Annotated in this window: 22 protein-coding genes, 1 tRNA gene and 1 pseudogene; 11 read left to right on the top strand and 13 right to left on the bottom strand. The window is 62.4% G+C overall.

All coding sequences use genetic code 11. The annotated features are described in order from the left end of the window. Positions 1 to 8 precede the first annotated feature (8 nt). Both CO666_RS27125 and CO666_RS27120 read right to left on the bottom strand, forming a co-directional pair. Positions 9 to 617 carry a pyridoxamine 5'-phosphate oxidase family protein gene (locus CO666_RS27125; protein WP_097615117.1) on the bottom strand — a complete coding sequence of 203 codons (609 nt, stop codon included), beginning with the start codon at positions 615 to 617 and terminating at the stop codon, positions 9 to 11. Between the two features lie 8 nt (positions 618 to 625). After that, entirely contained in the window at positions 626 to 1330 is a 705-nt protein-coding gene (locus CO666_RS27120; protein ID WP_097615116.1) for an SDR family oxidoreductase, read from the bottom strand. Positions 1331 to 1446: 116 nt separating this feature from the next. On the opposite strand from CO666_RS27120, the gene CO666_RS27115 reads away from it, so the two are divergent. Continuing rightward, the gene (locus CO666_RS27115; RefSeq protein ID WP_097615115.1) at positions 1447 to 2322 is read left to right on the top strand and encodes a LysR substrate-binding domain-containing protein; all 876 of its coding nucleotides are present in this window, start codon (positions 1447 to 1449) and stop codon (positions 2320 to 2322) included. Between the two features lie 36 nt (positions 2323 to 2358). On the opposite strand, the gene CO666_RS27110 is transcribed toward CO666_RS27115, so the two are convergent. Then, positions 2359 to 2655, bottom strand: a complete 297-nt coding sequence (locus CO666_RS27110) for a hypothetical protein (protein ID WP_097615114.1) — start codon at positions 2653 to 2655, stop codon at positions 2359 to 2361. Between the two features lie 111 nt (positions 2656 to 2766). On the opposite strand from CO666_RS27110, the pseudogene CO666_RS27105 reads away from it, so the two are divergent. Continuing rightward, positions 2767 to 2889 (top strand): annotated as a pseudogene (locus CO666_RS27105) (DUF982 domain-containing protein); the annotation flags it as partial. A 189-nt stretch (positions 2890 to 3078) separates the two neighbouring features. Next, a complete protein-coding gene (locus tag CO666_RS27100) occupies positions 3079 to 3504 on the top strand; it encodes a hypothetical protein (protein ID WP_097615113.1) in 426 nt (141 codons plus the stop codon). 205 nt (positions 3505 to 3709) lie between these two features. Here CO666_RS27100 and CO666_RS27095 read toward each other — a convergent pair. From CO666_RS27095 to CO666_RS27085, 3 genes are all read right to left on the bottom strand, one after another. After that, a tRNA-Arg gene (locus CO666_RS27095) sits at positions 3710 to 3786 on the bottom strand. 123 nt (positions 3787 to 3909) lie between these two features. Beyond that, positions 3910 to 5430: an ATP-binding protein gene (locus CO666_RS27090; RefSeq protein ID WP_097615112.1), complete on the bottom strand. Its 1521-nt coding sequence runs from the start codon at positions 5428 to 5430 to the stop codon at positions 3910 to 3912. A gap of 371 nt (positions 5431 to 5801) precedes the next feature. Then, positions 5802 to 7799, bottom strand: a complete 1998-nt coding sequence (locus CO666_RS27085) for a methyl-accepting chemotaxis protein (protein ID WP_097615111.1) — start codon at positions 7797 to 7799, stop codon at positions 5802 to 5804. Between the two features lie 419 nt (positions 7800 to 8218). On the opposite strand from CO666_RS27085, the gene rpmH reads away from it, so the two are divergent. The 4 genes from rpmH to yihA all read left to right on the top strand — a co-directional run bounded on the left by rpmH (position 8219) and on the right by yihA (position 11364). After that, positions 8219 to 8353 (top strand): 50S ribosomal protein L34, encoded by a 135-nt coding sequence (gene rpmH / locus CO666_RS27080; protein ID WP_003570740.1) that lies wholly within the window; start codon positions 8219 to 8221, stop codon positions 8351 to 8353. A 21-nt stretch (positions 8354 to 8374) separates the two neighbouring features. Beyond that, a complete protein-coding gene (gene rnpA / locus CO666_RS27075; RefSeq protein ID WP_097615110.1) occupies positions 8375 to 8776 on the top strand; it encodes a ribonuclease P protein component in 402 nt (133 codons plus the stop codon). After that, positions 8776 to 10569, top strand: coding sequence for a membrane protein insertase YidC (yidC, locus tag CO666_RS27070; protein ID WP_097615109.1), 1794 nt, complete (start codon positions 8776 to 8778; stop codon positions 10567 to 10569). The genes rnpA and yidC overlap by 1 nt, the downstream gene beginning before the upstream one ends. 141 nt (positions 10570 to 10710) lie before the next feature. After that, the gene (yihA, locus tag CO666_RS27065; RefSeq protein ID WP_097615108.1) at positions 10711 to 11364 is read left to right on the top strand and encodes a ribosome biogenesis GTP-binding protein YihA/YsxC; all 654 of its coding nucleotides are present in this window, start codon (positions 10711 to 10713) and stop codon (positions 11362 to 11364) included. 43 nt (positions 11365 to 11407) lie between these two features. On the opposite strand, the gene CO666_RS27060 is transcribed toward yihA, so the two are convergent. From CO666_RS27060 to CO666_RS27050, 3 genes are all read right to left on the bottom strand, one after another. Beyond that, the gene (locus CO666_RS27060) at positions 11408 to 11962 is read right to left on the bottom strand and encodes a fasciclin domain-containing protein (protein ID WP_097615130.1); all 555 of its coding nucleotides are present in this window, start codon (positions 11960 to 11962) and stop codon (positions 11408 to 11410) included. A 140-nt stretch (positions 11963 to 12102) separates the two neighbouring features. After that, entirely contained in the window at positions 12103 to 12822 is a 720-nt protein-coding gene (locus tag CO666_RS27055) for an anti-sigma factor (RefSeq protein ID WP_097615107.1), read from the bottom strand. Then, positions 12819 to 13358 carry a sigma-70 family RNA polymerase sigma factor gene (locus CO666_RS27050; RefSeq protein ID WP_097615106.1) on the bottom strand — a complete coding sequence of 180 codons (540 nt, stop codon included), beginning with the start codon at positions 13356 to 13358 and terminating at the stop codon, positions 12819 to 12821. Before CO666_RS27050 ends, CO666_RS27055 begins: the two co-directional genes overlap by 4 nt. Before the next feature lie 155 nt (positions 13359 to 13513). Between CO666_RS27050 and argB the strand changes: the two genes are divergently transcribed. Then, complete coding sequence (gene argB, locus CO666_RS27045) at positions 13514 to 14401, top strand: acetylglutamate kinase (RefSeq protein ID WP_010065789.1); 888 nt, start codon at positions 13514 to 13516, stop codon at positions 14399 to 14401. Positions 14402 to 14599: 198 nt separating this feature from the next. On the opposite strand, the gene CO666_RS27040 is transcribed toward argB, so the two are convergent. Continuing rightward, positions 14600 to 14965 carry a metalloregulator ArsR/SmtB family transcription factor gene (locus CO666_RS27040; protein WP_097615105.1) on the bottom strand — a complete coding sequence of 122 codons (366 nt, stop codon included), beginning with the start codon at positions 14963 to 14965 and terminating at the stop codon, positions 14600 to 14602. Between the two features lie 165 nt (positions 14966 to 15130). On the opposite strand from CO666_RS27040, the gene CO666_RS27035 reads away from it, so the two are divergent. After that, the gene (locus tag CO666_RS27035) at positions 15131 to 16093 is read left to right on the top strand and encodes an acyl-CoA desaturase (RefSeq protein WP_097615104.1); all 963 of its coding nucleotides are present in this window, start codon (positions 15131 to 15133) and stop codon (positions 16091 to 16093) included. A 107-nt stretch (positions 16094 to 16200) separates the two neighbouring features. After that, on the top strand, positions 16201 to 17349 hold the full coding sequence (locus CO666_RS27030; RefSeq protein ID WP_097615103.1) for an alpha-hydroxy acid oxidase: 1149 nt from the start codon (positions 16201 to 16203) through the stop codon (positions 17347 to 17349). A 65-nt stretch (positions 17350 to 17414) separates the two neighbouring features. Here CO666_RS27030 and CO666_RS27025 read toward each other — a convergent pair whose 3' ends face one another. Genes CO666_RS27025 through bchE form a run of 3 tightly spaced genes read right to left on the bottom strand, consistent with a single transcriptional unit; the run spans position 17415 to position 20837 of the window. Further along, the gene (locus CO666_RS27025; protein ID WP_097615102.1) at positions 17415 to 18185 is read right to left on the bottom strand and encodes an isocitrate lyase/PEP mutase family protein; all 771 of its coding nucleotides are present in this window, start codon (positions 18183 to 18185) and stop codon (positions 17415 to 17417) included. Beyond that, a complete protein-coding gene (locus tag CO666_RS27020) occupies positions 18182 to 19252 on the bottom strand; it encodes a bifunctional transcriptional activator/DNA repair enzyme AdaA (protein ID WP_097615101.1) in 1071 nt (356 codons plus the stop codon). Before CO666_RS27020 ends, CO666_RS27025 begins: the two co-directional genes overlap by 4 nt. A 55-nt stretch (positions 19253 to 19307) precedes the next feature. Further along, a complete protein-coding gene (gene bchE / locus CO666_RS27015; protein ID WP_097615100.1) occupies positions 19308 to 20837 on the bottom strand; it encodes a magnesium-protoporphyrin IX monomethyl ester anaerobic oxidative cyclase in 1530 nt (509 codons plus the stop codon). 188 nt (positions 20838 to 21025) lie between these two features. Between bchE and CO666_RS27010 the strand changes: the two genes are divergently transcribed. Beyond that, positions 21026 to 21739, top strand: a complete 714-nt coding sequence (locus CO666_RS27010) for a pyrimidine 5'-nucleotidase (protein WP_097615099.1) — start codon at positions 21026 to 21028, stop codon at positions 21737 to 21739. Positions 21740 to 21802 lie beyond the last annotated feature (63 nt).

The following is a 21802-nucleotide window of genomic DNA, read 5'->3' as shown; positions in this document are numbered from 1 at the left end:
GATCCCTGTCATGGATTGACCCATCGGCTGGCGGCAAGAGCGCCCGTCTCGTCATAGGCCAGCAGCGCCCTTCGGTTGCCCTGACTGCGCAGCTGGAACCAGTCCAGCGCCCGGGCGCGAAAGATCAACAGGCCGAAATGCGGCTTTCCCTCGGCCGCATCTGCAGGCTTCGGCAGAGCCGCCGCATCGATGGCGTCAACGGCAAGCTCGTCGCCGGGCGGACCGCCGGCATAGGTCATCCCAGTCCAGGCGGAGAGCCTGTCCCAGGCGGCGTTGGCCTGATGACTTCCAGGGGCATGGCGTTCGACCGTCCCCTGAAGCCGAAACTGCAGCCGTGTCTGCGCGCAGAAGCCGAGCACCGTCGCATGCGGATTTGCCGAAAGCTCAAGCCATTTCGGGCTGCGCACATCGGTGTGAAATTCCAGAAGCCGCAAGGACCGGTCGGCGCGCCGCAGCACCACCATGCGCGCCTGTGGCCTCGCCTCGGCATCGACGGAGCAGAGGTTCAGGAACCGGAAACCCGATTGCGGGTTTGACGCTGCCGCTTCCAGTTCTCGCCATGCCGACGCGTCTATCTCGGTGAGGTTCGGCGGCCCGGCTTCATGATCGATCTCCATGACCTCACTCAGATGGAACGGGTAATGCCGCCATCGACGCGGATGTTCTGGCCGGTGATGTAGCCAGCGCCTTCGGAGAGCAGGAAGGCAACCGTCGCCGCAATTTCCTCGGCCGTGCCGTAGCGGCCCATCGGCACGCTGTTGCGCCGTTCGTCGGTGGCGGGCAGGCTGTCGATCCAACCGGGCAGGACGTTGTTCATGCGGATGTTCTTGGCCGCATAGGTATCGGCGAAGATCTTGGTGAAGCTCGCCAGTCCCGCCCGGGCAAAGGCCGACGTCGGGAACATCGCAGACGGCTCGAAGGCCCATGCCGTCGAGATGTTGACGATGGCCCCGCCCCCTTGCGCCTCCATGATCGGCGCGACCAGCCGGATCGGCCGCACGGCGCTGAGGAAATAGACCTCCAGACCCTTGTGCCAGTCCTCGTCGGAGATTTCGAGGATCGGCGCGCGCGGGCCATGGCCGGCGGAATTGACCAGCGCGTCGATCCGCCCCCATTTCTCCATCGTCAGATCGACGAGCCGCTTCACATCCTCGTTCACCAGGTTCGAGCCGGTGACGCCGACGCCGCCCAATTCCCTGGCGAGCGCCTCGCCCTTGCCCGAGGAGGAGAGCACCGCAATGCGATAGCCGTCCGCGGCCAGTTTCCTTGCCGCGGCGGCACCCATGCCGGAACCGCCTGCGGTAATGAGAGCGACTTTTTCGTTCGGCATCGGAGCCTCCAATCGTTGAATTGCGCAGCAGTATGCCAGAGACGGCGCCGACTTTCGCGTCAGAAAGAAACATGTCAGACTGTAGAAAATCTACTGGATTGTTCCCGAAAAACCCAATGGCCCAACCTCGCCGCAAACTGCCGTCGCTGAACGCCCTTCGCGCCTTCGAGGTCTCGGGCCGCCGGCTGAATTTCCGCGCCGCCGCCGAAGAGCTCGGGGTCTCGCAGGGAGCGGTGGCGCAGCAGGTGCGGGCGCTGGAAGATCAACTCGGCCTGATGTTGTTTCAACGGCTCCCACGCGGCCTGGCCCTGACCCCGCAGGGCGCGGCCTATCTTGCCGATGTGAGCCGCGCCTTCGATACGCTCGGTGAGGCGACGGGGCGGCTGCTCGCGCGGCCGGACGCCGTGACGATCAGCGTCACCCCGACCGTCGCCGCCAAGCTGTTGATCCCGCGGCTTGCCGAGTTCAAGGCGGCCCTTCCCGACGTCGAGCTGCGAACGGTCGCCACCGAGGCGCTGTCCGATTTCGATCGCGATCAGGTGGACATTGCCGTGCGCCTGACGCGCCAGCCTTTTCCGGCCTCCCTGGAGGCGAGGCTGCTGTTTCGCCAGGAACTCGTCGCCGTCGCCAGTCCACATCTGGTCAAGGGTCTCACCCTGCCGCTGACGGCCGCAGCGCTTCGCACGCTGCCGCTTCTGCACGACACCGTCAGTCCCTGGCCGCTCGTCCTGCAATCGCGCGAGAAGCTGCCGGGCGCCGTGTTCAACCACACGACGCTGGCGCTCGATGCCGCGCTCGCCGGCCAGGGCGTCGCTCTGGCATGCCGGGCTTTCGTGGCGGCGGATCTCGAAGCCGGGCGGCTGGTGCAGGTGACGGATGCGACGACGACGATCGAACCCGACTATTTCCTCATCCGCAAGCGCTCGTCATCGCCGCGAAAGGCGGTCGATGCGGTTTGGCATTGGTGTGCAGCGCGGCTGTCGGTCGGCTGATACACAGCAGTACGGGACAGACATAAAGTGACGAGGCTATGGGGCGCCTTCGGGGATCAGAAGGATCAGCGTTCCCTCACGCGCCGCATCGCTGATTGTCGGTGAGATCTGCCGCAGTGGCCCATGCGCGATCAGCATCTCCGGCCCGGGGCGTTTGCCGGGACCCGGATCGGCAAAGGCTGAAAACGGATGATCCAAGTTGCAGATCGCCATGAAGGATGTCGCGACGATCGCTTCGCCGCAGGCGGCGCATCGCAGAATGTACGAGCCGCCGTGGACGATCGCTTCTGTTTTATCCAATCCGCACGAGGGGCAGGCCAAGATATCGTTCATCCGTTCACTCCAGCGTGGGCATGCAGCGTCTCTCCGGCCCCTGTCCATCCGAATATGATGAAGCTATGAGGCAGCGGCCAGGATGATGCGATGACAAGCAGCATCGGCCTGGGTCCGGCTTTGGATCGGGCCTGCGCGGTTTGCGCGGATGTCATGTCGGGCAAACGAAACCGGGAAGAGGCACGGCGGGCCTTCATCGAAGCGGCAATCGAAGCCGGCATCCCGATCAGGGAGTGGGGCCGGGCGGCCATGCGCCCATTGCCGATCGCGATAATATTGTTCGACATTCAACCTTCCATGGTTGCAACCATTGGCGATCCAGCGTAAGAACATTCCATGAACTAGGAAAATAATCTTGGTTGATTTCTTAGATCACAGATCCCGTCCGACGGTTACGGGTAGTTGCGCGCGGTGGAGGCAAAGATGCGAAATATCGGCATGAAGAAGAAGGGCGCGATGGTCTGTGGCCAGCGGCTGCTGGCATTGATTTCGATCCTGCTGGGAAGCGCCGTTCAGGCTTTTTCCTGCGATCAGCCGGTCGTGATCTCGAATTGGTCGTTCTGCGCGACCGGCAATGTGAGCGCTGAGGGCGGCGCCGCTGATTGGAAAATCGTTCCTGCATGGACTCGCAAGGACACCATAAGCGCGTATTTCGGAAATGATCCGCGGCTCTTGGCAAACCACGGGCTTTGCAACGCCAAATTCCAGCGCGTCGTCCTCTGCCAGCCGGGATGGCAAACGGGCAACCCGGATGAGTGCTCATACCTGGTTTGCAGCGGCTATTACTCAGCCTTGTTCGGCAAGGAAGAAAGGGAAGCCTATATGAAAGACCATCCGGACGAGCAATAGTTTTTCGATTCGCTGCCTTGGAGCACAGGCTGGAGCGGCCGCCGCGGCAAACTTTTCATCCGCAGACAACTGCCACCGGACACAGCTCCTCCGCTGGGAGCCGATGGAAAAAATGCTGTTCCGCTGCGCACAATATCAGAGGATACACGTCAGATGACGTTACCCTTCAGGAGCCAGGGGGGACTAAAGCCGATGAAAAGGGAAATGGCGCACCCGAAGAGATTCGAACTCCTGACCCCCAGATTCGTAGTCTGGTGCTCTATCCAGCTGAGCTACGGGTGCGTGCAACTGCGGCGGTGCCGCTTGCGTGGGCGATCCTCTAAAGCGTCCTTCGGGACAATGCAAGAGCAATTCTGAAAAAATCGCGCGTTTAAAAATTTGCGGTCGCGCGCGTCTGAAATTCGGTCACTTCTCGATATGCGTCCGGCTGCGGTAATCCTCCAGCGAAACCGGGCGATCGGGAATCTCGATACGAAACTGCGTTCCCACAGTCGGTTTTTCCACCAGCGCGATCGTACCGCCATGGGCGAGCACCAGCTCGCGGGCGATCGTCAGGCCGAGGCCGGTGCCGCCGGAGCGGGCCGAGCCGCGGAAGGCGGCAAAGAGGTTCTGGCGCGCCTTCAAAGGCATGCCGGGGCCGGTATCGTCCACGGTGATGCTGACGACGCTGCCGACGCGCTGGGCGGCGACGGTGATGCGCCTGACGGCGCCCGGGGCGCCCTCGCCCGGCGCGGTCAGCGCCTGCAGCGCATTGCGGCAGAGATTGTGGATGACCCGGAACAGCTGCTCGCCATCGGCATCGACCTTGAGATCGGCGGCGATCTGCTCGGCGAATTCGATGCCGCTTTGCGGATCGATCGCCAGCATGTCCTTGACGTCCTGGGTGAGTTCCAAAAGCAGGATATGGCGGCGGCGCGGGGCCGATTCGCTCGCCTTGCCATAGGACAGCACCTCGGTGGTATAGCCGACGGCGCGGTCGATGGTGCGCAGCAGCTTCGGGGCGAAGCTTTTCACCATCGGGTCGTCGACATCGACCAGCCGGTCCGACATCAGCTGGGCCGAAGCCAGGATATTGCGCATGTCGTGGTTGATCTTGGAGACGGCGAGGCCGAGAGCGGCGAGGTTCTTCTGCTGCTTCAGCGTCTTCTGCAGCTCCATCTGCATCGAGGTGAGGTTGCGGCCGGCGACCGCCAGTTCGTCGCGGCCGCCATCGCCGATATAGACATGGGCGGGGTTTTCGGGATCGGAGGAGAATTGCTGCATGCTGCCGGTCAGCCGGCGGATCGGGCCGATCAGGATGCGGTTGATCGCAAAGAAGATCAGCGTCGCGGTGAAGAGCGAGATCAGCACCGACAACAGCAGGACGTTGCGGGAATAGGCAAACATCGCCGTGCGCAGCTGCCGGTCCCTCATCACCACCTCGACGCCGGTATTGGTGTCGCCGACCGGGCCGTAGACGCGGATCATCCTGCCGCCGCCGAAGATCAAGGTGTCGAGCGCATCGCGGATCGCCGTGACCGGCGGCACGTCGGTGAGATCATAGGCTTCGTCGACGGAGGTCGGCATATCGGTCGTCGCCAGGAGCCGCGAGGTGCCGTCCTTGCGCAGCACGATCGCCTTGGTACCGGTCGCCTCCAGCGTCTCCTTCTGCAGCGCCCGCGGCAATTCGACCGGCTGCAGCCCGTCGATGACGATGGCGGCGGCGGCGGCCGTGTTCAGCCTCTCCTGCAGCCAGCGTATGCGCATGCTGGCGACCGAGGGGAAGAAAATCAGGATTTCGGCGAGCATGATGAAGACGACAGTGAGCCAGAGCAGCTTGCCCGACAGGCCGCCGAACATGCCGGCAGACGGGCACCGCGCTTTTGCCGCCTCGCCGGCCGCGGGGATTTCCGCCGAAGGATTGTCGCCCTGATCTTGAACCGGCATTCTCGTCTCGCCCGATCGGCAGCGCTTCAGCCGCCCTCACCGTTGGAGCTTTATATTAGACCAAAAGTCTCCGCTTTCAAATCTTTGCGAGCAGCGTCATGTGGTCACAAAGAAACGTCCGGCCTGGAGGAGGAAATCCCCTCCCCAACCCCTGCCCACAAGGGGGAGGGACTAATTTGCGGCGCCGGCGCGCCGCAACTATCGGCTTTCCGCGGATGAAACGGTGCAGTGGGAAGCGCCGGTGCGGCAGGTTAAGCCCCTCCCCCTTGTGGGGAGGGGTTTGGGGCGGGGTCTTTGCCCGGCGCGCACCAGGCAGAAAAAAACCAACGCCGCCCGGAGGCGGCGTTGGAAGACGGCGTGATCGGTCAAGCTTAGAACTCTTCCCAGTTCTGTTCGGCGGCTGCCGCATTGCCGCCGAAGGCGCGGGTGACCTTGGCGATGGCGCGCCGCGCCGGCGAGGCGACCGGCCGGTGCGGCTCGTTGCGGACGAGCGCCACGGGTGCCGGCGCGTCATCCGACAGTTTGAAGCGGGCAATGAGACTCACCAGCCCGTTGGCTTCGGCCGAAAGCCGGTGGGTGGCGGCTGAGGTCTCTTCGACCATGGCGGCATTCTGCTGGGTCACCTGGTCCATCTGGTTGACGGCAGTGTTGACTTCCTTGAGGCCGGTCGACTGTTCGGTCGCGGCTGTCGCGATCGAATGGATATGGTCGTTGATGGCGATGACGCGCGTGCCGATTTCGGCCAGCGCCTCGCCGGTCGCCTGCACCAGCTTGACGCCGACCTGCACCTCGTTGCCCGACTTGGTGATCAGCGCCTTGATGTCCTTGGCGGCTGTTGCCGAGCGCTGGGCGAGTTCGCGCACTTCCTGGGCGACCACCGCAAAGCCCTTGCCGGCCTCGCCGGCACGGGCCGCCTCGACGCCGGCATTCAGCGCCAGCAGGTTGGTCTGGAAGGCGATCTCGTCGATGACGTTGATGATCTGGCTGATTTCGCGCGACGCCTGCTCGATGCGGCCCATGGCCTCGACGGCATTGCCGACGACGACACCCGAAGCGCCGGATTTATCCTTGGCTTCGGAGACCATGATGGTGGCTTCATGCGCCCGCTCGGTGGAGTTCTGGACGACGGCGGTGATTTGATCGAGGGCCGCCGAGGTCTGTTCGAGAGCGGCTGCCTGCTGCTCGGTGCGCTTCGACAGGTCGTCGCTGGCATTGCGCAGTTCGGCGGTGTTGCCGTTCATCGCTTCCGTCGTCTGGCGCACTTCGCGCATCGTCGCCTGCAGCGTGACGAAGGTGTTGTTGACGTTCTGCTGCAGTTCGGCGAAGGCGCCCTGGAAGCTGCCGTTCATCGTCTGGGTGAGGTCGCCCTCGGCAAGGCTGGCGATGACGCGGCGGGTCTCGCCGATGCCGGCATCGACGCTCGACAGCAGCGTGTTGATGTTGCCAGCGAACTGGTTGAGGTTTTCGTCCTCATAATCCTTGTCGATGCGGTGGCCGAAATCGCCGGCCGCAGCCGCGGCCACGACGACGGACATGCTCGACTGCAGGTCGTCGCTCTTGGCGCGCATCGCCGTTTCCTGGGCGTTCAGGCGCTTGACGGCGAGGCCGTTCTCCTTGAAGACCGCAACGGCAGCGGCCATCTCGCCGATTTCGTCCTGGCGGCCGGCGAAGGGAACCTCGGCTTCGAAATTGCCGTTGGCGACTTCGTTGATCGCCCGGGTGACGCGCTTGATCGGCCGGCTCAGATGGCTGGTGCCGATATAGAAGCCCATGCCGATGCCGACCGAAATCCCGATGGCGGTGATGGAGAGGACGAGCATCAGGATCCAGTTGCGGAAGCTCTCGATCTCGGCGTTGACGGCCTCGAGCGCGGCCTTGTCGGTGGCGACGACTGCGTCGATCTCCGCCTGGAACGCCTTGCGGTTGGCGCGGTTGGCGTCGTTGTTGCCCTGGGCGCTGGCGGCCTCGGGGCCGACCTCGGTGCCGAGCCGGGCCGTTTCGGTGCGGAAGGTGCGGAACTCGGCGGCGCGGGCGACCAGCTTGGCGAAGGTCTCCTTTTCGCTCGCGGCAACGAGCGGCGTCCAGCCGGCGATGACCTTGTCGATCTCGTCGAGGTCGGCCATCAGGCCCTTGGCGAAGTTCGGCGTATCCTTGATCGTCTTGGCCGCATAGATGCCGCGCGATTCCATCACCACCGCCGTGACGAAACGGTTGAGGCGCTCGCCGGCATAGGCGCGGGCGGCGGCCTCCTCGTAAGCCGTCAGGTTACGGCTGTATTCGTGCATGGCGGACAACGCCGTTGCGCCGATCAGCAGCGCCACCGCGCCCATCACGGAAACCAGCAGATTAATTTTGGCGCGGATCTTCAATGCAATGCCTCCTAGCTACACACTGCCTGGAAAGCAAATTCCCAGCCCGTGATGCTAGATATCGGCGAAATTCATTAAAGTTAGATTTCCAATGTTTACGATTATGGCCAGGAAAAATAATCGACGTCGATGGTGATCGGAACGCGAAAGCCCCTGAAATCCGGGCCATCGATCGTGAGCGGCGGCCAACCACAACCAGTCAGGGCAGGCCGGATTTATTAATACCTGAGTGCGAAAATACTTTCCGAACAGCGGCGCAAAGTGAAATCGTCGGGGTTAATTGACTTTGGCGGGCTTCATCCGTATAAGCCGCCGCACGTCCGGTCACCCAAGCCTTTCATGGCTCCGTCCGTTCGAAAAACAACGCTCCTTGCAATATGCAAATTCAAGAAGGGCCGCACTCCGCGGTGTTTAAATAAATGAAGCGTACCTACCAACCATCCAAGCTTGTTCGCAAGCGTCGCCACGGCTTCCGTGCGCGCATGTCCACCAAGGGTGGCCGCAAGGTCATCGCCGGCCGCCGCGCGCAGGGCCGCAAGCGTCTTTCGGCTTAAGGCCGGGTTGCCCGGTAAGAGATGGCGGGCGAATTGACGACCAAAGACCAGAAACACACTGTCGGGCGGCTGAAAAGCCGCCCGCAGTTTCTTGCCGTGCGCGAAGGCGAAAAACGCCGCGGCGGCCTCTTCCTGCTCGAAGTCCTCGACCGGAAGGAACCCGACAGCCAAGCCCGCGTCGGTTTTACAGTCACCAAAAAACATGGCAACGCGGTCGAACGGAACCGCATGCGCCGCCGCCTGAAAGAGGCGGTGCGGCTTCATGCGGGGTTTGCAATGCAGCCCGGACACGACTATGTGGTTGTCGCGCGCAGGGACGTGCTTGAGGCGTCCTTCCAGGAATTGGCCGCGGAACTGAAATTTCGCGTGGAAACCAGGCCGAAACACCGGCGCTCCGGAGACGGACGCCCCAGGAACGTATGATGGAAAACAACCGCAATTACTTCATTGCGATCGCTCTCTCGGTGCTGATCGTCCTCGGCTGGCAGTTTCTCTATATGAATCCGCGCATCGAGGCCCAGCGCAAGGCGCAGGAAGCCCAGAAGGCGCAGCAGCAGACCGAACAGGTGCAGCAGCCGGCAACGGGCGGCGCAACACCGGCCCAGACGAGCGGCGCAGCCCCTTCCGGCCAGGCGGCCGCGACGGCGACGCTTGAGCAGGCGCTGGCAAAAAGCCCGCGTGTCGTCATCGATACCGCTGCCCTTTCCGGCTCGATCAACCTTGCCGGCGCCCGTCTCGACGATCTGAAGCTCAAGGGCTATCACGAGACCGTCGACGATTCGAGCCCGATCATCACGCTGTTCAGCCCGGCCGAAACCAAGGACGGCTATTTCACCGAACTCGGCTATATCGGCAGCGATGCGACGGGCAGCGTTCCCGGCCCCACGACGCTCTGGACGGCGCCCGAAGGCGCCAAGCTCACCGAGAAGACACCGGTGACGCTGTCCTACACCAATGACAAGGGCCTGACCTTCACCCGCACCATCTCCGTCGACGAACGCTACATGTTCACCGTCGCCGACAAGATCGTCAATTCCGGCCAGGCGCCCGCCGCGCTCTCCTCCTACGGCCGCGTCATGCGTTACAACAAGCCGACGACGCCCTCCGTCTACGTGCTGCATGAAGGCTTCATCGGCGTCATCGGCGATGACGGCCTGATCGAAAGCAAATATACCGCCGTCGAGAAGGAAGCCGTATCGCCGGCGAAATCCACCGGCGGCTGGCTCGGCATCACCGACAAATACTGGGCCGCGACGATCGTTCCGCCGCAGAGTGCTGCCTATGAGGCGAAATTCTCCTACTTCACCGATGGCCAGCCGCGCTATCAGGCCGATTACAAGGACGATGCCTTCACCGTCGCGCCGGGCCAGTCGATCGAGCTCAAGAACCTCGTCTTCGCCGGCGCCAAGGAAGTGCCTGTGATCGACGGCTACAAGAAATCCTACTCGATCCCGAAGTTCGACCGGCTGATCGACTGGGGCTATTTCTATTTCATCACCAAGCCGATGTTCACGCTGATGGACTTCTTCTTCCGCTTCTTCGGCAATTTCGGCGTGGCGATCCTGTGCACCACCATCGTCGTCAAGGCGCTGTTCTTCCCGCTCGCCAGCAAGCAGTATGCTTCGATGGCGAACATGAAGCGCATGCAGCCGAAGATGGAGGAGCTGAAGGCGAAATTCGCCGACGACCGCATGGGGCTGCAGCAGGCGACAATGCAGCTCTACAAGGAAGAGAAGATCAATCCGATCGCCGGCTGCTGGCCGGTGGCGCTGCAGATCCCGGTCTTCTTCTCGCTCTACAAGGTGATCTACATCACCATCGAGATGCGGCACGCACCGTTCTTCGGCTGGATCAAGGACCTTTCGGCACCCGATCCGACATCCATCGTCAATCTGTTCGGCCTGCTGCCCTTCCAGGCGCCCACGCTGCTGCATCTTGGCATCTGGCCGCTGATCATGGGCATCACCATGTTCCTGCAGATGCGCATGAACCCGACGCCGCCCGATCCGACCCAGGCGATGATCTTCAACTGGATGCCGCTGGTGTTCATGTTCATGCTGGCTAGCTTCCCGGCCGGCCTGGTCATCTACTGGGCCTGGAACAACACGCTGTCGGTGGCGCAGCAGTCGGTGATCATGAGGCGCCACGGCGTCAAGATCGAGCTGTTCGACAATCTGAAGGGCCTGTTCCGGCGAAAAACGGCGCCATCGAAATGATGTTCTCAAGCCCCGCTCCGGCGGGGCTTTTCATTTCCCGGCAGCCTGCGAAGCGAGGCGCAGACCGCCTGAAAGCTTGACATCCGCCCGTAAAACCACGAAGCCGACAGAATACCGAACCCGGAGATTGCCGAGCCCCGCATGCCCGAAACCGAAAAGCCGCTCTTCGGCCACCCATGGATCTTCATCCGCGGCGTTCCGTCGCTCAACTTCCTGCCGCCGGAAGGGCCGCTCGAGGTGGCCTTCGCCGGGCGTTCGAATGTCGGCAAGTCGTCGCTGATCAATGCGCTGGTCGGCCAGAAGGGTCTGGCGCGCACGTCGAACACGCCGGGGCGTACGCAGGAACTCAATTATTTCGTTCCGGACGGCTATTCCGGCGAAGACGCCGACATGCCGCCGATGGCGATCGTCGACATGCCGGGCTACGGCTACGCGCAGGCGCCGAAGGAGCAGGTCGACAAGTGGACCAAGCTGGTTTTCGACTATCTGCGCGGCCGCGCGACGCTGAAACGCGTCTATGTGCTGATCGACAGCCGCCACGGCATCAAGAAGAATGACGACGCCGTGCTCGACCTGCTCGACAAGGCGGCCGTCTCCTATCAGATCGTGCTGACCAAGACCGACAAGATCAAGGCGGCTGGGGTGCCGAAGCTGCTGGCCGAGACCGCCGACAAGATCCGCAAACGGCCGGCCGCCTATCCCGGTGTACTCTCCACCTCGTCGGAAAAGGGCGACGGGCTCGACGACCTGCGCCAGGCGATCGGCGAAACCGTCGGCATCGCCCGCTGGAAATGAAAAGGGGCGCAGAAGAGCGCCCCATGCGTTCGCCGATAGGCGGTTACATCTTCGGCAGCAGCACCTTGTCGACAACGTGGATGACGCCGTTCGACTGTTTGACGTCGGCGATCGTCACATGGGAGACGCCGCCATTTTCGTCGGTCAAAGTGATCTTGCCCATGCTTTCCCTGGCTTTCAGCACGCAGCCGCCGACGGTCTTGATGTCGTGTTCGCCGCCGTCATCCTTGATCATCTTGGCAACGGTCTTGGCCATCGCGTCGGCGGCAACGACATGGCAGGTCAGAACCTTGGTGAGCGTCGCCTTGTTTTCCGGCTTCAGCAGCGTGTCGACGGTGCCCTTCGGCAGGGCGGCGAAAGCTTCGTTGGTCGGCGCAAAGACGGTGAAGGGGCCCTTGCCCTCGAGCGTGCCGACGAGGCCGGCTGCCTTGACGGCTGCGACCAGCGTCGTGTGATCCTTGGAATTCACGGCGTTTTCGATGATGTTCTTGCTGTCGAACATCGCCGCCCCGCCGACGATCGGGTTCTTGGCGGCCGCAAAGGCGACGGCAGACAGGGCGGTGGCGAGCGCAAAACCGCGCAATACTGATTTGATCATGATTTTCTCCTCACCGGACAGCATCCGCGGGCCTTATGCCTGAGCGTCGTCCGGACATTTCGAACTACGGAGGTTTGCGCCGAAGAGTTTCAGACAGGAGAAAATGATTTTGGCCGACGCCCGATCATGGCCGTGTCCGATCACGGCCGGCGTAATGGGCCGCTGGCGATCACCGGACCGGTTGCCTGGCCGGTGGGCGAGCCGCCGAAGGGCTCGAGACTGACGGCGAGCGTTGCGCCATCGGCAAGATGGCTGCGCAGATCGGCGGGGATGACCAGTTCACCGCTCTCGCCCGGCTGGAAGACGCCGAGCGATTTCGGCACGCCGCTGCCAGGCACCAGCCAGAGTTCCAGCGACTTCTCCTCCGGCTTGCCGGCTGCGACCGGCACGATCTTCAGCCGGCCGCTCTGCAGCTCGTAGGAGGCGAGAAGATTGATGGCGTTGTTCTGGCCGGAAAGCGAGGCCACCAGCGGGGCCGGCCCCTGCGGCTGCGGCACCACGCCGGAGGCGAAGATGACGGCACTGACGGCAACGACGATGCAGGCAAAACTCAGCGAACGCCAGAAACCCGCCGAATTCCAGAGCCCCTGCGAAAAGGATGCGGATTTTCCGGCATCGCCGAAAAGCCGCGCCTCGATCTGCTTGAAGGTTTGCCGGCTCGGAGCGACGGCTTCATACTCGTCATTGAAGGCGGAAAGGTTGGTTTCCCAGCGGCTGACGATGGCGGCAAAGGGCCGATCGTGGCGCATGCGTTCTTCCACCACCCGCCGGTCCTGCAGCGACAGGACACCAAGCACATATTCGCCGGCGAGAACCTCGTCGCGGGAGCGGTCTCCCTTGCTTTTGTCGGGCGATGTCATCGTTCCATGCACTCTCTCAGTTTCAGGAGGCTGCGCCTGAGCCAGGTCCGCATCGTGTTCAGCGGGACACCAAACTGATCGGCCAGTTCCTGATAGCTCAGCCCTTCGACATAAGCCCGTTTCACCGCGACCGCACGATCAGCTTCCAACTCTTCCATGCAGGTGTCAATCCGCCTTCCTTCATCCTTCGTCATCGTCTGCATTTCCGGGTCGGGTGCGGCATCGGCAAGATCGTAGGCGCTGTCGATTTCGTCGGCGACGGGCTTTCGTGCCCGCAGCGCATCGATCGACCGGTTGCGGGCAATCGCCGAAAGCCACGCCGAGGACGAACCCGCGGCGGCCTGAAAAGTTCGGGCCCTTTGCCAGATGCCGATATAGACTTCCTGCAGGGTTTCCTCGGCTTCCGTGCGATCCTTCAAGATACGCAGGCAGATCGCAAAAAGTTTCGGTCCGGTCTGGTTGTAGAGAGCCGTAAAGGCCGTGCGATCGCCGAGCGCGACGCGGCCGATCAGGTCTGCAATCTCATCGCCTTGCATGCCGTTCCTCATATCATGCCCGGGTGCGCCTCGGGGTGCGCCGGACGGTCAAGTCCACCGGCTCCGCGCCAGATACGAAAAACTATTGCCCTCTGGATTATTCCCTCTGTCGGAAACTTGCGATAAAAGGCCGCGAACAATTCTGCGGGGTCCCCATGAACGAGTCCGAAAGCGAACTGCAGGCACGGCTTCTGGCCAAGGCGCTGCCCTTCATGCAGCGTTACGAGAACAAGACTATTGTCGTGAAATATGGCGGCCACGCCATGGGCAATCCCGAGCTCGGCAAGGCCTTTGCCAGCGATATCGCGCTTCTGAAGCAATCGGGCGTCAACCCGATCGTCGTTCACGGCGGCGGCCCGCAAATCGGCGCCATGCTCAACAAGATGGGCATCGAATCGAAATTCGAAGGCGGGCTGCGCGTCACCGACCAGAAGACGGTCGAGATCGTCGAGATGGTGCTGGCCGGCTCGATCAACAAGGAGATCGTCGCGCTCATCAACCAGACCGGCGAATGGGCGATCGGCCTTTGCGGCAAGGACGGCAACATGGTCTTCGCCGAAAAGGCGCGCAAGACCGTCAAGGATCCGGATTCCAACATCGAGCGCGTGCTCGATCTCGGCTTCGTCGGCGAGGTGGTCGAGGTCGACCGCACATTGCTCGACCTGCTCGCCCGCTCCGAGATGATCCCGGTGATCGCACCCGTCGCGCCCGGCCGCGACGGCGCCACCTACAATATCAATGCCGACACCTTCGCCGGCGCCATTGCCGGGGCGCTGAACGCTACCCGGCTGCTGTTCCTGACCGACGTGCCCGGCGTGCTCGACAAGAACGGCCAGCTGATCAAGGAGCTTTCCGTCGCCGAAGCGCATGCGCTGATCGCCGACGGCACGATCTCCGGCGGCATGATCCCGAAGGTCGAGACCTGCATCGATGCGATCAAGGCTGGCGTCCAGGGCGTCGTCATCCTCAACGGCAAGACCGCCCATTCCGTGCTGCTCGAGATCTTCACCGAGCACGGCATCGGAACGCTGATCGTTCCCTGAGCGAGGCTGCGCCCTTCATCAGAACGAGGGGCACCTTCCTCACGCCGGCGTATGGACGCAAATCGGAGCCGATCACAGGCTCAATCGTCGCCGCGCGCTGTCCCGGTTTTACCGTCGGGGGCGCAGGCGCCTGCCCGAACTCCGCTCTTCCTCGCGTCCATCATCCTGCGACCAAGCCAGCATGGATCTGCCCGACGCTCAAGGCGCCTGCTTCACGCGGGCGCGCGCTTGGCTTTCCTTCTTGATCGGCCGGCCGACCGGGCAGACCTCTTGCACGAAGCCGTTCAGCGTGTTGACCAGATTGTTCTCGATCAGGGAATAATGGACGAACTGGCCGTGTTTCTCGCGTCTGATCAATCCCGCAGTTTCGAGGATGGACAGATGCTGCGAAACGGCGGGCTTGGACATGCTGAAGCGGTCGGCGATCTCGCCGGCTGTCAGGCCCGAGGCCGAGAGATAGGCAAGGATCTTCCGGCGCGGCGCACTGGAAAGCGCGTGGAACACCCGCTGGGCGGTGCCGACAGAGCTGCCTTCCGTAGTGTCGTCGAAAGTCTCGTCTTCCAAGTTGGTCTCCGTGCCTTCGCCATCATTGCATCGAGCTAATTAATTAAGCAATTAATGTATTGCCTAATCGATTTCACTGGTGCAAATTAATTAGGTAATTCCTTAATTAATGAATTCTCGGGCGATGTTCAAGAACAGAATGCGCCCGATCGGAAGGAGTTTGCCGTGAGCAGTATTTCCACCGGACGGATGATCGACAACAGCAGCGATTCATTGAAAGGCAAAGTCGTCTGGATGCCGGCAAAGTCGATCTGGATCACCGCCATGACCGTCATTGCCGTTATTGGTGGACCACTGACCTTCAGTTGGAGCGCCTTTGCCGCCTTTATCCTCTTGACCGCCATCACGATCTGCCTCGGTCATTCGGTCGGCATGCACCGGCTGCTGATTCACCGCTCCTTCAGCACGCCTCTCTGGATCGAGCACTTGCTCGTCTATCTCGGTGTGCTGGTCGGCATGGCCGGTCCCTTCGGCATGATCTACGCGCACGACATTCGCGATTGGGCGCAACGGCAGCGAGACTGCCATGACCTCTATGCCCATCGGAAATCTTTCCTTATGGATGCCTTCTGGCAGATGCATTGCATGGTGGTGCTGGACCACCCGCCAGGTTTCGTGCTCGATGATCGCGAGCGACGCGACCGCTTCTATCGTTTCCTGGAGGCGACATGGATGGGGCAGCAGATTCCCTTGGCATTCGTGCTTTTCACGCTCGGTGGGCTGCCATGGGTGGTCTGGGGTGTTGCGGCACGGATATCGGTATCGCTGACCGGGCATTGGCTGGTCGGTCATTTCGCGCATCGGGCCGGCCATCAGGGCTGGAGTGTCGATGATGTCGCGGTGCAGGGTTATAACCTGCCGCGTTTCGGGCTGGTGACCTTCGGCGAGAGCTTCCACGGCAACCATCACGCCTTTCCGGAATCGGCGCGGCTCGGCATCGAGCCGGGGCAATTGGACCTCGGTTGGCATTTCATCCGGCTGCTGGCAGGGCTTGGTCTTGCTTCGGCGATCAAACTCCCGCACATGATCGCGCCAAGGCGAGGGTTGAGGCGCGTCGCACTCTCTGAAGCTTCTGGTGGCAGGCAACCGCCAGATCACCCGGCCGGCCAGGCGGAATCGCGACCGTGAATGCGATATCTCCTCGCCGAGGCCGGAAATCGCCCGATCTGGCCTTGGCAAGATTTGGAATCGTGCTTTAGGTTGCGGCCCGAATTCAAAACGGGTCGAGCAAAAAAATGCGCCTTACAGACTGCTATAATTTCCACGATTTCCGGCGCATGGCCAAACGGCGGCTTCCCGGGCCGATCTTTGATTATATCGACGGGGCGGCGGATGACGAGGTGACCTATCGGCGCAATAGCGCGGCCTTCGAGGCTTGCGATCTGGTGCCCGACGTCTTGCGCGGGGTGGCCGAGGTCGACATGTCAGTGACGGTCATGGGGCAGAAGCTGGCGATGCCGGTCTATTGTTCGCCGACGGCGCTGCAGCGGCTGTTCCATCACCAAGGGGAGCGGGCGGTCGCGGCGGCAGCGGGAAAATACGGCACGATGTTCGGCGTCTCCTCGCTCGGCACGATCAGCCTGGAGGAAGCGCGCCAGATCAGCGCCGGGCCGCAGGTCTATCAATTCTATTTCCACAAGGACCGCGGCCTCAACCGCGAGATGATGGCGCGGGCGAAGAATGCCGGCGTGCAGGCGATGATGCTGACGGTCGACAGCATCACCGGCGGCAATCGCGAGCGCGACAAACGCACCGGTTTTTCCATTCCCTTCAAGCTCAACCTCGCCGGCATGATGCAGTTTGCGATCAAGCCCTCCTGGGCGATCGGCTGGATGACGCATGAGGCTTTCCGGCTGCCGCAGCTCGAAAACCACGTGAAGATGGACGGCGGCTCGCTGTCGATCAGCCGATACTTCACCGAAATGCTCGATCCCTCCATGTCGTGGAACGACGTGGCCGACATGGTGCAGGCCTGGGGCGGGCAATTCTGCCTGAAGGGCATCATGTCGGTCGAAGACGCCAAACGCGCGGTCGAGATCGGCTGCACCGGCATCGTGCTGTCCAATCATGGCGGCCGCCAGCTCGACGGTTCGCGCAGCGCTTTCGACCAGTTGGCCGAGATCGTCGATGCCGTCGGCGACCGGATCGACGTGATGATGGATGGCGGCGTGCAGCGGGGAACGCATGTTCTGAAAGCGCTGTCGCTGGGGGCAAAGGCGGTCGGGCTCGGCCGCTACTATCTCTTCCCGCTGGCCGCCGCCGGACAGCCCGGCGTCGAACGGGCACTGGAGACGATCCGCACCGAGATCGAACGCGACATGAAGCTGATGGGCTGCACCTCGGTCGACCAGCTCAGCCGGCGCAATCTGCGCTTCCGCTCCTGAGCGGAGAGGGATGTCATTTAAGGGCCGCAGCCGACCATACGGATGCGGCCCGCGCTGGATCGGCGTCAGAGCAGGCTATAAATCGCCTCCGCCTCCTGCTTCAGCTTTTCCATCATCGACCGGTAAGGCCCCGGGCCATAGCTGATGCGGCCGACGCCGAGCTTTGCCAGGGTTTTCACGTCGGGGGCGCCTGCCCGCATCATGATATTGACCGGCAGCGACGATGCCGCGCAGATCTTTTCGATCAGACCGGGATCGATCAGGCCGGGCACGAAGAAGCCGTTGCCGCCGGCCGCCGCATAGGCCCTGCCCCGCTCGATCGCCTCGTCCACCAGGCCGGCATGTTTGGAAAGATCGCTCTCGGCCAGAAAAAGGTCGGTGCGGGCGTTGATGAAGAAGGGGATATCCCTGCCGTCGGCCATGGCGCGAATGGCGCGGATGCGGGCCGCCTGGCTCTCGACGGGATAGAGCCCCTCGCCGGCGACCACCCGATCCTCGAAATTGATGCCGATGGCGCCGATTTCCACGAGCCTGGCGACATTGGCGGCCGCCCCCTGAGGCTCGGCCGAATAGGCGCCTTCGAAATCGACCGAGAGCGGCAGATCGACAGCATCGGTAATCGATTTCGCCGTCTCCACAAGCACCGCCATCGGCAGCTTTTCGCCATCGGCAAAGCCGTGGGCGGCGGCGACCGACCAGCTTCCCGTGGCAAGCGCCCTGGCGCCGGCATCGGCAACGGCCTTTGCGGTGCCCGCATCCCAGATATTGTAGAGGACGATCGGATCGCCCTTGCGGTGAAGCGCGGCGAATGCCTTGGCCTTTTCAATCTGGTTCATGCTGTCTCCTCCATCTTTGCTTGCGTGATCTTCTCTTCATGCCGCAGCAGCCATTGCTTGCGCCAGAGCCCGCCGCCGTAACCGGTCAGAGAGCCATCGGCGCCGAGGATGCGGTGGCAGGGCACGATGATGGCAAGCTGGTTGGCGCCATTGGCGCGGCCGACGGCGCGCACGACTTCGGGACGATCCATTTCCCTTGCGAGATCGCCATAGGCCCGCGTCTGGCCGGCGGGGATTTCGACAAGCTGTGCCCAGACATGTTTTTCGAAGGGCGTGCCGCCGAGCGCCAATGGCGTTCTGAAGGTGGTAAGCCGCCCGTCGAAATAATCGCGGATCTCCGTCTCGATCTGATCGATAACAGGGGTGCGGCCGATCGCGACGGAGGAGCGGACGCGCTTCTGCAGCGCTTCGAGTTCGCTCAGCAGCGCCTTGCGATCGTGAAATTCGAGAAGATGCAGATGCGTCTTGTCGGCAACCGCGATCATCGGTCCCAGCGGCGTGTCGAACCAATCGGCAAAGAGCAATTCGCGATTTTGCGAGAGCGCCGGCGCCTTGCCGACGAGCCGCTGGAAGGCCGTCCGAAAACCGCTCGGAGAACCGTATCCGGCGTCGAGCTGCGCATCGATGACGCGCGCCCCGTCGGCGAGTTGCCGGGCCGCCTCGCCGAGCCTGCGGTAACGGGCGACATCATGAAAGGTCATGCCGAGCGCCCGCTTGAAGGCGCGCCGCACGGTCGAGGGATCATGGCCGCGGCGCACGAGCTCATCCTCGCTCCAGCGAACCTCCGGCTCGTCGTCGAGCGCGGCCAGCAACAGATCGACGACCGGCTCCCTGCCCGGCTGCTCCAGCGGCCTGCAGCGCCGGCAGGGGCGGAAGCCGGAATGCATGCAGGCGGCGATCGTCTCGAAGAACAGCGTATTCTCCCGCTTCGGCTTGCGCGCCGGACAGGTCAAACGGCAGAAGATGCCTGTCGTTTTGACGCAGACATAGGCCTGGCCCTCATAATCGGCGCTGCGCGCGATCAGGGCATCGTAGAGCGTGTCATCGTCGGGGCGTTCGAAAAGCATGACCGCTTTCTAACACCCCACGCCTGCCGCGTCCGCCGAAAATCGGGCGTCTATTTTATTCCGCCGCATCGAGGCTTTTCCTATGGCGCTGCGGGCGCAGCATCGACTCCTCCTCGGCATCCTGCGGCGCGCCCCAGAAATTCTCGAGCGTCGGGCCATCCTTCAGATGGCGGCGGCGGAAAAGAAATTCGAGGATCTCATGAAACCAGACGCGGCGGCCCATCTGCGTGTACCAGCGCATGGAGTGGCGCTGTTGGCGGTCGCGATGGAAGAGGATGCGCGTCAGCGCCTTCGGCCGCGCCTGGACAGCAACCTCGATGAGCTTGACGCAGGTGACCAGCACGACGGGGTTCAGGTGCCGCATCTTCAACACCTGATGTTTGTAATCCCATTTGCGGATATCGGCCTCGATCACCTGCCGATCGCGGGCGATGCGGAAGAAGGGCGTCCAGCGATGCGGGGTGACGTAAAGTGCCTGGATCTGATCGGGATCATAGGACAGCAATTGCCGGAAGCCGCGCCAGAGATCGCTTAACCTCTCCTCTTCGAAGCCGACGACCCAGGTCGCCATCGAGAGGATATCGTGCTGGCGCAGAAGGCGGATCGCCTCCCGGTCGGTTGTCTTGGCTCCGCCCTTCTTGATCAGCGTCAAGGTCGCCTCGTCGGTGTTTTCCATGCCGATCAACCAGCGCACGACGCCGGCCTTGCGGTAGAGATGCAGGATATCGGCATCGCGGACGATATCGTCCGCCCGCGTCGAGCCGACGATCTGCACCGGCACATTCTCGGCAATCATCGCTTCGAGGAAGGCCAGCCACGCCTTGCGCGAGGAGGTTGGATTCTCGTCGGCCAGGTTGATCAGTTCCACACCCTCTTGGCGATAAAGCCTGGCGATCTCACGGGCAAACAGCTCCGGCGAGCGGTGACGCCAGCGGGTCCAAAAGCCGCGCTGGCCGCAGTAGTTACAGAGATGCGGACAGCCGCGTGAGAACTGCATGACGACCGCCCGCTTGCCGCCCCAATAGCTATAGTCGGCATGGTCGATCAGTTCCCAACCGACGCGATAGGCATCGAGATCGGCGATCACCTGTGCGGGCTGCGTCGCCAGGATTTCGCCTTCACCATCGCGAAAGGCGATGCCGGGAATGGTTGCGAGCGGGCGGCCCGTCGCCAGGCAATCGGCAAGACGTCGCATCGTTTCCTCGCCTTCGCCGCGCACGAGAATATCGAATGCCGCCGTCTCGGCCAGAACCTCGCGCCAGTGGTAAGTGGGAAAGACGCCGCCGTAGACGATCCGGATTGCAGGATTGCTGCGCTTGAGAGCCTCTGCAATCACTCTGGCGGTGGGATGGGCCGACGTCGAGCCGGAATGGCCGATCAGCACCAGATCCGGGTGGCTGCCCACCACTCGGCCGACAATTTCCGTTATCGCCATCGGTCCGAATTCGGCATCGATGAGACTGACACTGTGACCGTCGTCGATCAGCGGGCCGGCGACCGAGAGAAGGCCGAGCGGTGGAAGATGATCATCGGGAATACGACTGCCGATCGCCGTATGCGGCGGATTTATCAGAACGATCCTCATTGCGACTTTACCCTTGCGGGTCCCCCTGTCTGACGCAGACAGAAAGTCACCAGCGATCAATGGCAATATTCAGCCGAAATCCTCTTAAAGTTGTGAAAATCTGACGGCTTTTTTGGGGTGACGACGGCAATCCGGCCGGCCGAGCAAAAAGCTTTGGTTTCCCTGGGCAGCCATGCCATAAGACCGCCATGACCAAGATCGACCGCACGCCTGAAAAAGCCGATTTCGAGCACGTTACAGACTGGGTCTTCGACCTCGACAACACGCTCTATCCCCATCATGTCAATCTCTTCGCGCAGATCGACAAGAACATGACCGCTTATGTCGCCACGCTCTTACAGATGGAGCGGGACGAGGCGCGCAAGCTGCAGAAGCAATATTACCTCGAGCACGGCACGACGCTGCAGGGCCTGATGATCCATCACGGCATCGACCCGAACGATTTCCTCGAAAAGGCGCATGCGATCGACTATTCGGCGCTGACGCCGCAGCCGGAACTCGGCGCGGCGATCAAGGCGCTGCCGGGGCGCAAGTTCATCTTCACCAACGGCAGCGTCAAGCACGCCGAAATGACCGCCGAAGCGCTCGGCATTCTCGAGCATTTCGACGACATTTTCGATATCGTCGCCGCCGACTACGTGCCGAAGCCGGCGCAGGCGACTTACGACAAGTTCACGGCGCTGAAGCGGGTCGAAACCGCCAAGGCCGCCATGTTCGAGGACCTGCCGCGCAATCTGACGGTGCCGAAGGCGCTCGGCATGCAGACCGTGCTGCTGGTGCCGCGCAATCTGGAAGACACGCTCGTCGAATGGTGGGAAAAGACCAGCGGCGAAGAGGATCATATCGATTTCGTCACCGACGACCTCGTCGCCTTTCTCGGCAGGATTACCGCTCCGGACTGAACCGGCCCGGGGGCTGACGGATTACCAAAGTTTCATTCAGCTTACCGATGTTTAACTGGGTCT

It is taken from the genome of Rhizobium chutanense (assembly GCF_002531935.1).
GTDB lineage: Bacteria > Pseudomonadota > Alphaproteobacteria > Rhizobiales > Rhizobiaceae > Rhizobium > Rhizobium chutanense.
Note: the sequence above shows the minus strand (reverse complement) of the source record. Positions and strands in the feature narration are given on the sequence as shown.

Bases quoted from the DNA above. Each gene is read 5' to 3' on its own strand.
- CO666_RS27125 (WP_097615117.1), bottom strand. From the start codon at position 617: ATGGAGATCGATCATGAAGCCGGGCCGCCGAACCTCACCGAGATAGAC.
- CO666_RS27120 (WP_097615116.1), bottom strand. From the start codon at position 1,330: ATGCCGAACGAAAAAGTCGCTCTCATTACCGCAGGCGGTTCCGGCATG.
- CO666_RS27115 (WP_097615115.1), top strand. From the start codon at position 1,447: ATGGCCCAACCTCGCCGCAAACTGCCGTCGCTGAACGCCCTTCGCGCC.
- CO666_RS27110 (WP_097615114.1), bottom strand. From the start codon at position 2,655: ATGAACGATATCTTGGCCTGCCCCTCGTGCGGATTGGATAAAACAGAA.
- CO666_RS27100 (WP_097615113.1), top strand. From the start codon at position 3,079: ATGCGAAATATCGGCATGAAGAAGAAGGGCGCGATGGTCTGTGGCCAG.
- CO666_RS27090 (WP_097615112.1), bottom strand. From the start codon at position 5,430: ATGCCGGTTCAAGATCAGGGCGACAATCCTTCGGCGGAAATCCCCGCG.
- rpmH (WP_003570740.1), top strand. From the start codon at position 8,219: ATGAAGCGTACCTACCAACCATCCAAGCTTGTTCGCAAGCGTCGCCAC.
- rnpA (WP_097615110.1), top strand. From the start codon at position 8,375: ATGGCGGGCGAATTGACGACCAAAGACCAGAAACACACTGTCGGGCGG.
- yidC (WP_097615109.1), top strand. From the start codon at position 8,776: ATGGAAAACAACCGCAATTACTTCATTGCGATCGCTCTCTCGGTGCTG.
- yihA (WP_097615108.1), top strand. From the start codon at position 10,711: ATGCCCGAAACCGAAAAGCCGCTCTTCGGCCACCCATGGATCTTCATC.
- CO666_RS27060 (WP_097615130.1), bottom strand. From the start codon at position 11,962: ATGATCAAATCAGTATTGCGCGGTTTTGCGCTCGCCACCGCCCTGTCT.
- CO666_RS27055 (WP_097615107.1), bottom strand. From the start codon at position 12,822: ATGACATCGCCCGACAAAAGCAAGGGAGACCGCTCCCGCGACGAGGTT.
- CO666_RS27050 (WP_097615106.1), bottom strand. From the start codon at position 13,358: ATGCAAGGCGATGAGATTGCAGACCTGATCGGCCGCGTCGCGCTCGGC.
- argB (WP_010065789.1), top strand. From the start codon at position 13,514: ATGAACGAGTCCGAAAGCGAACTGCAGGCACGGCTTCTGGCCAAGGCG.
- CO666_RS27030 (WP_097615103.1), top strand. From the start codon at position 16,201: ATGCGCCTTACAGACTGCTATAATTTCCACGATTTCCGGCGCATGGCC.
- CO666_RS27025 (WP_097615102.1), bottom strand. From the start codon at position 18,185: ATGAACCAGATTGAAAAGGCCAAGGCATTCGCCGCGCTTCACCGCAAG.
- CO666_RS27020 (WP_097615101.1), bottom strand. From the start codon at position 19,252: ATGCTTTTCGAACGCCCCGACGATGACACGCTCTACGATGCCCTGATC.
- bchE (WP_097615100.1), bottom strand. From the start codon at position 20,837: ATGAGGATCGTTCTGATAAATCCGCCGCATACGGCGATCGGCAGTCGT.
- CO666_RS27010 (WP_097615099.1), top strand. From the start codon at position 21,026: ATGACCAAGATCGACCGCACGCCTGAAAAAGCCGATTTCGAGCACGTT.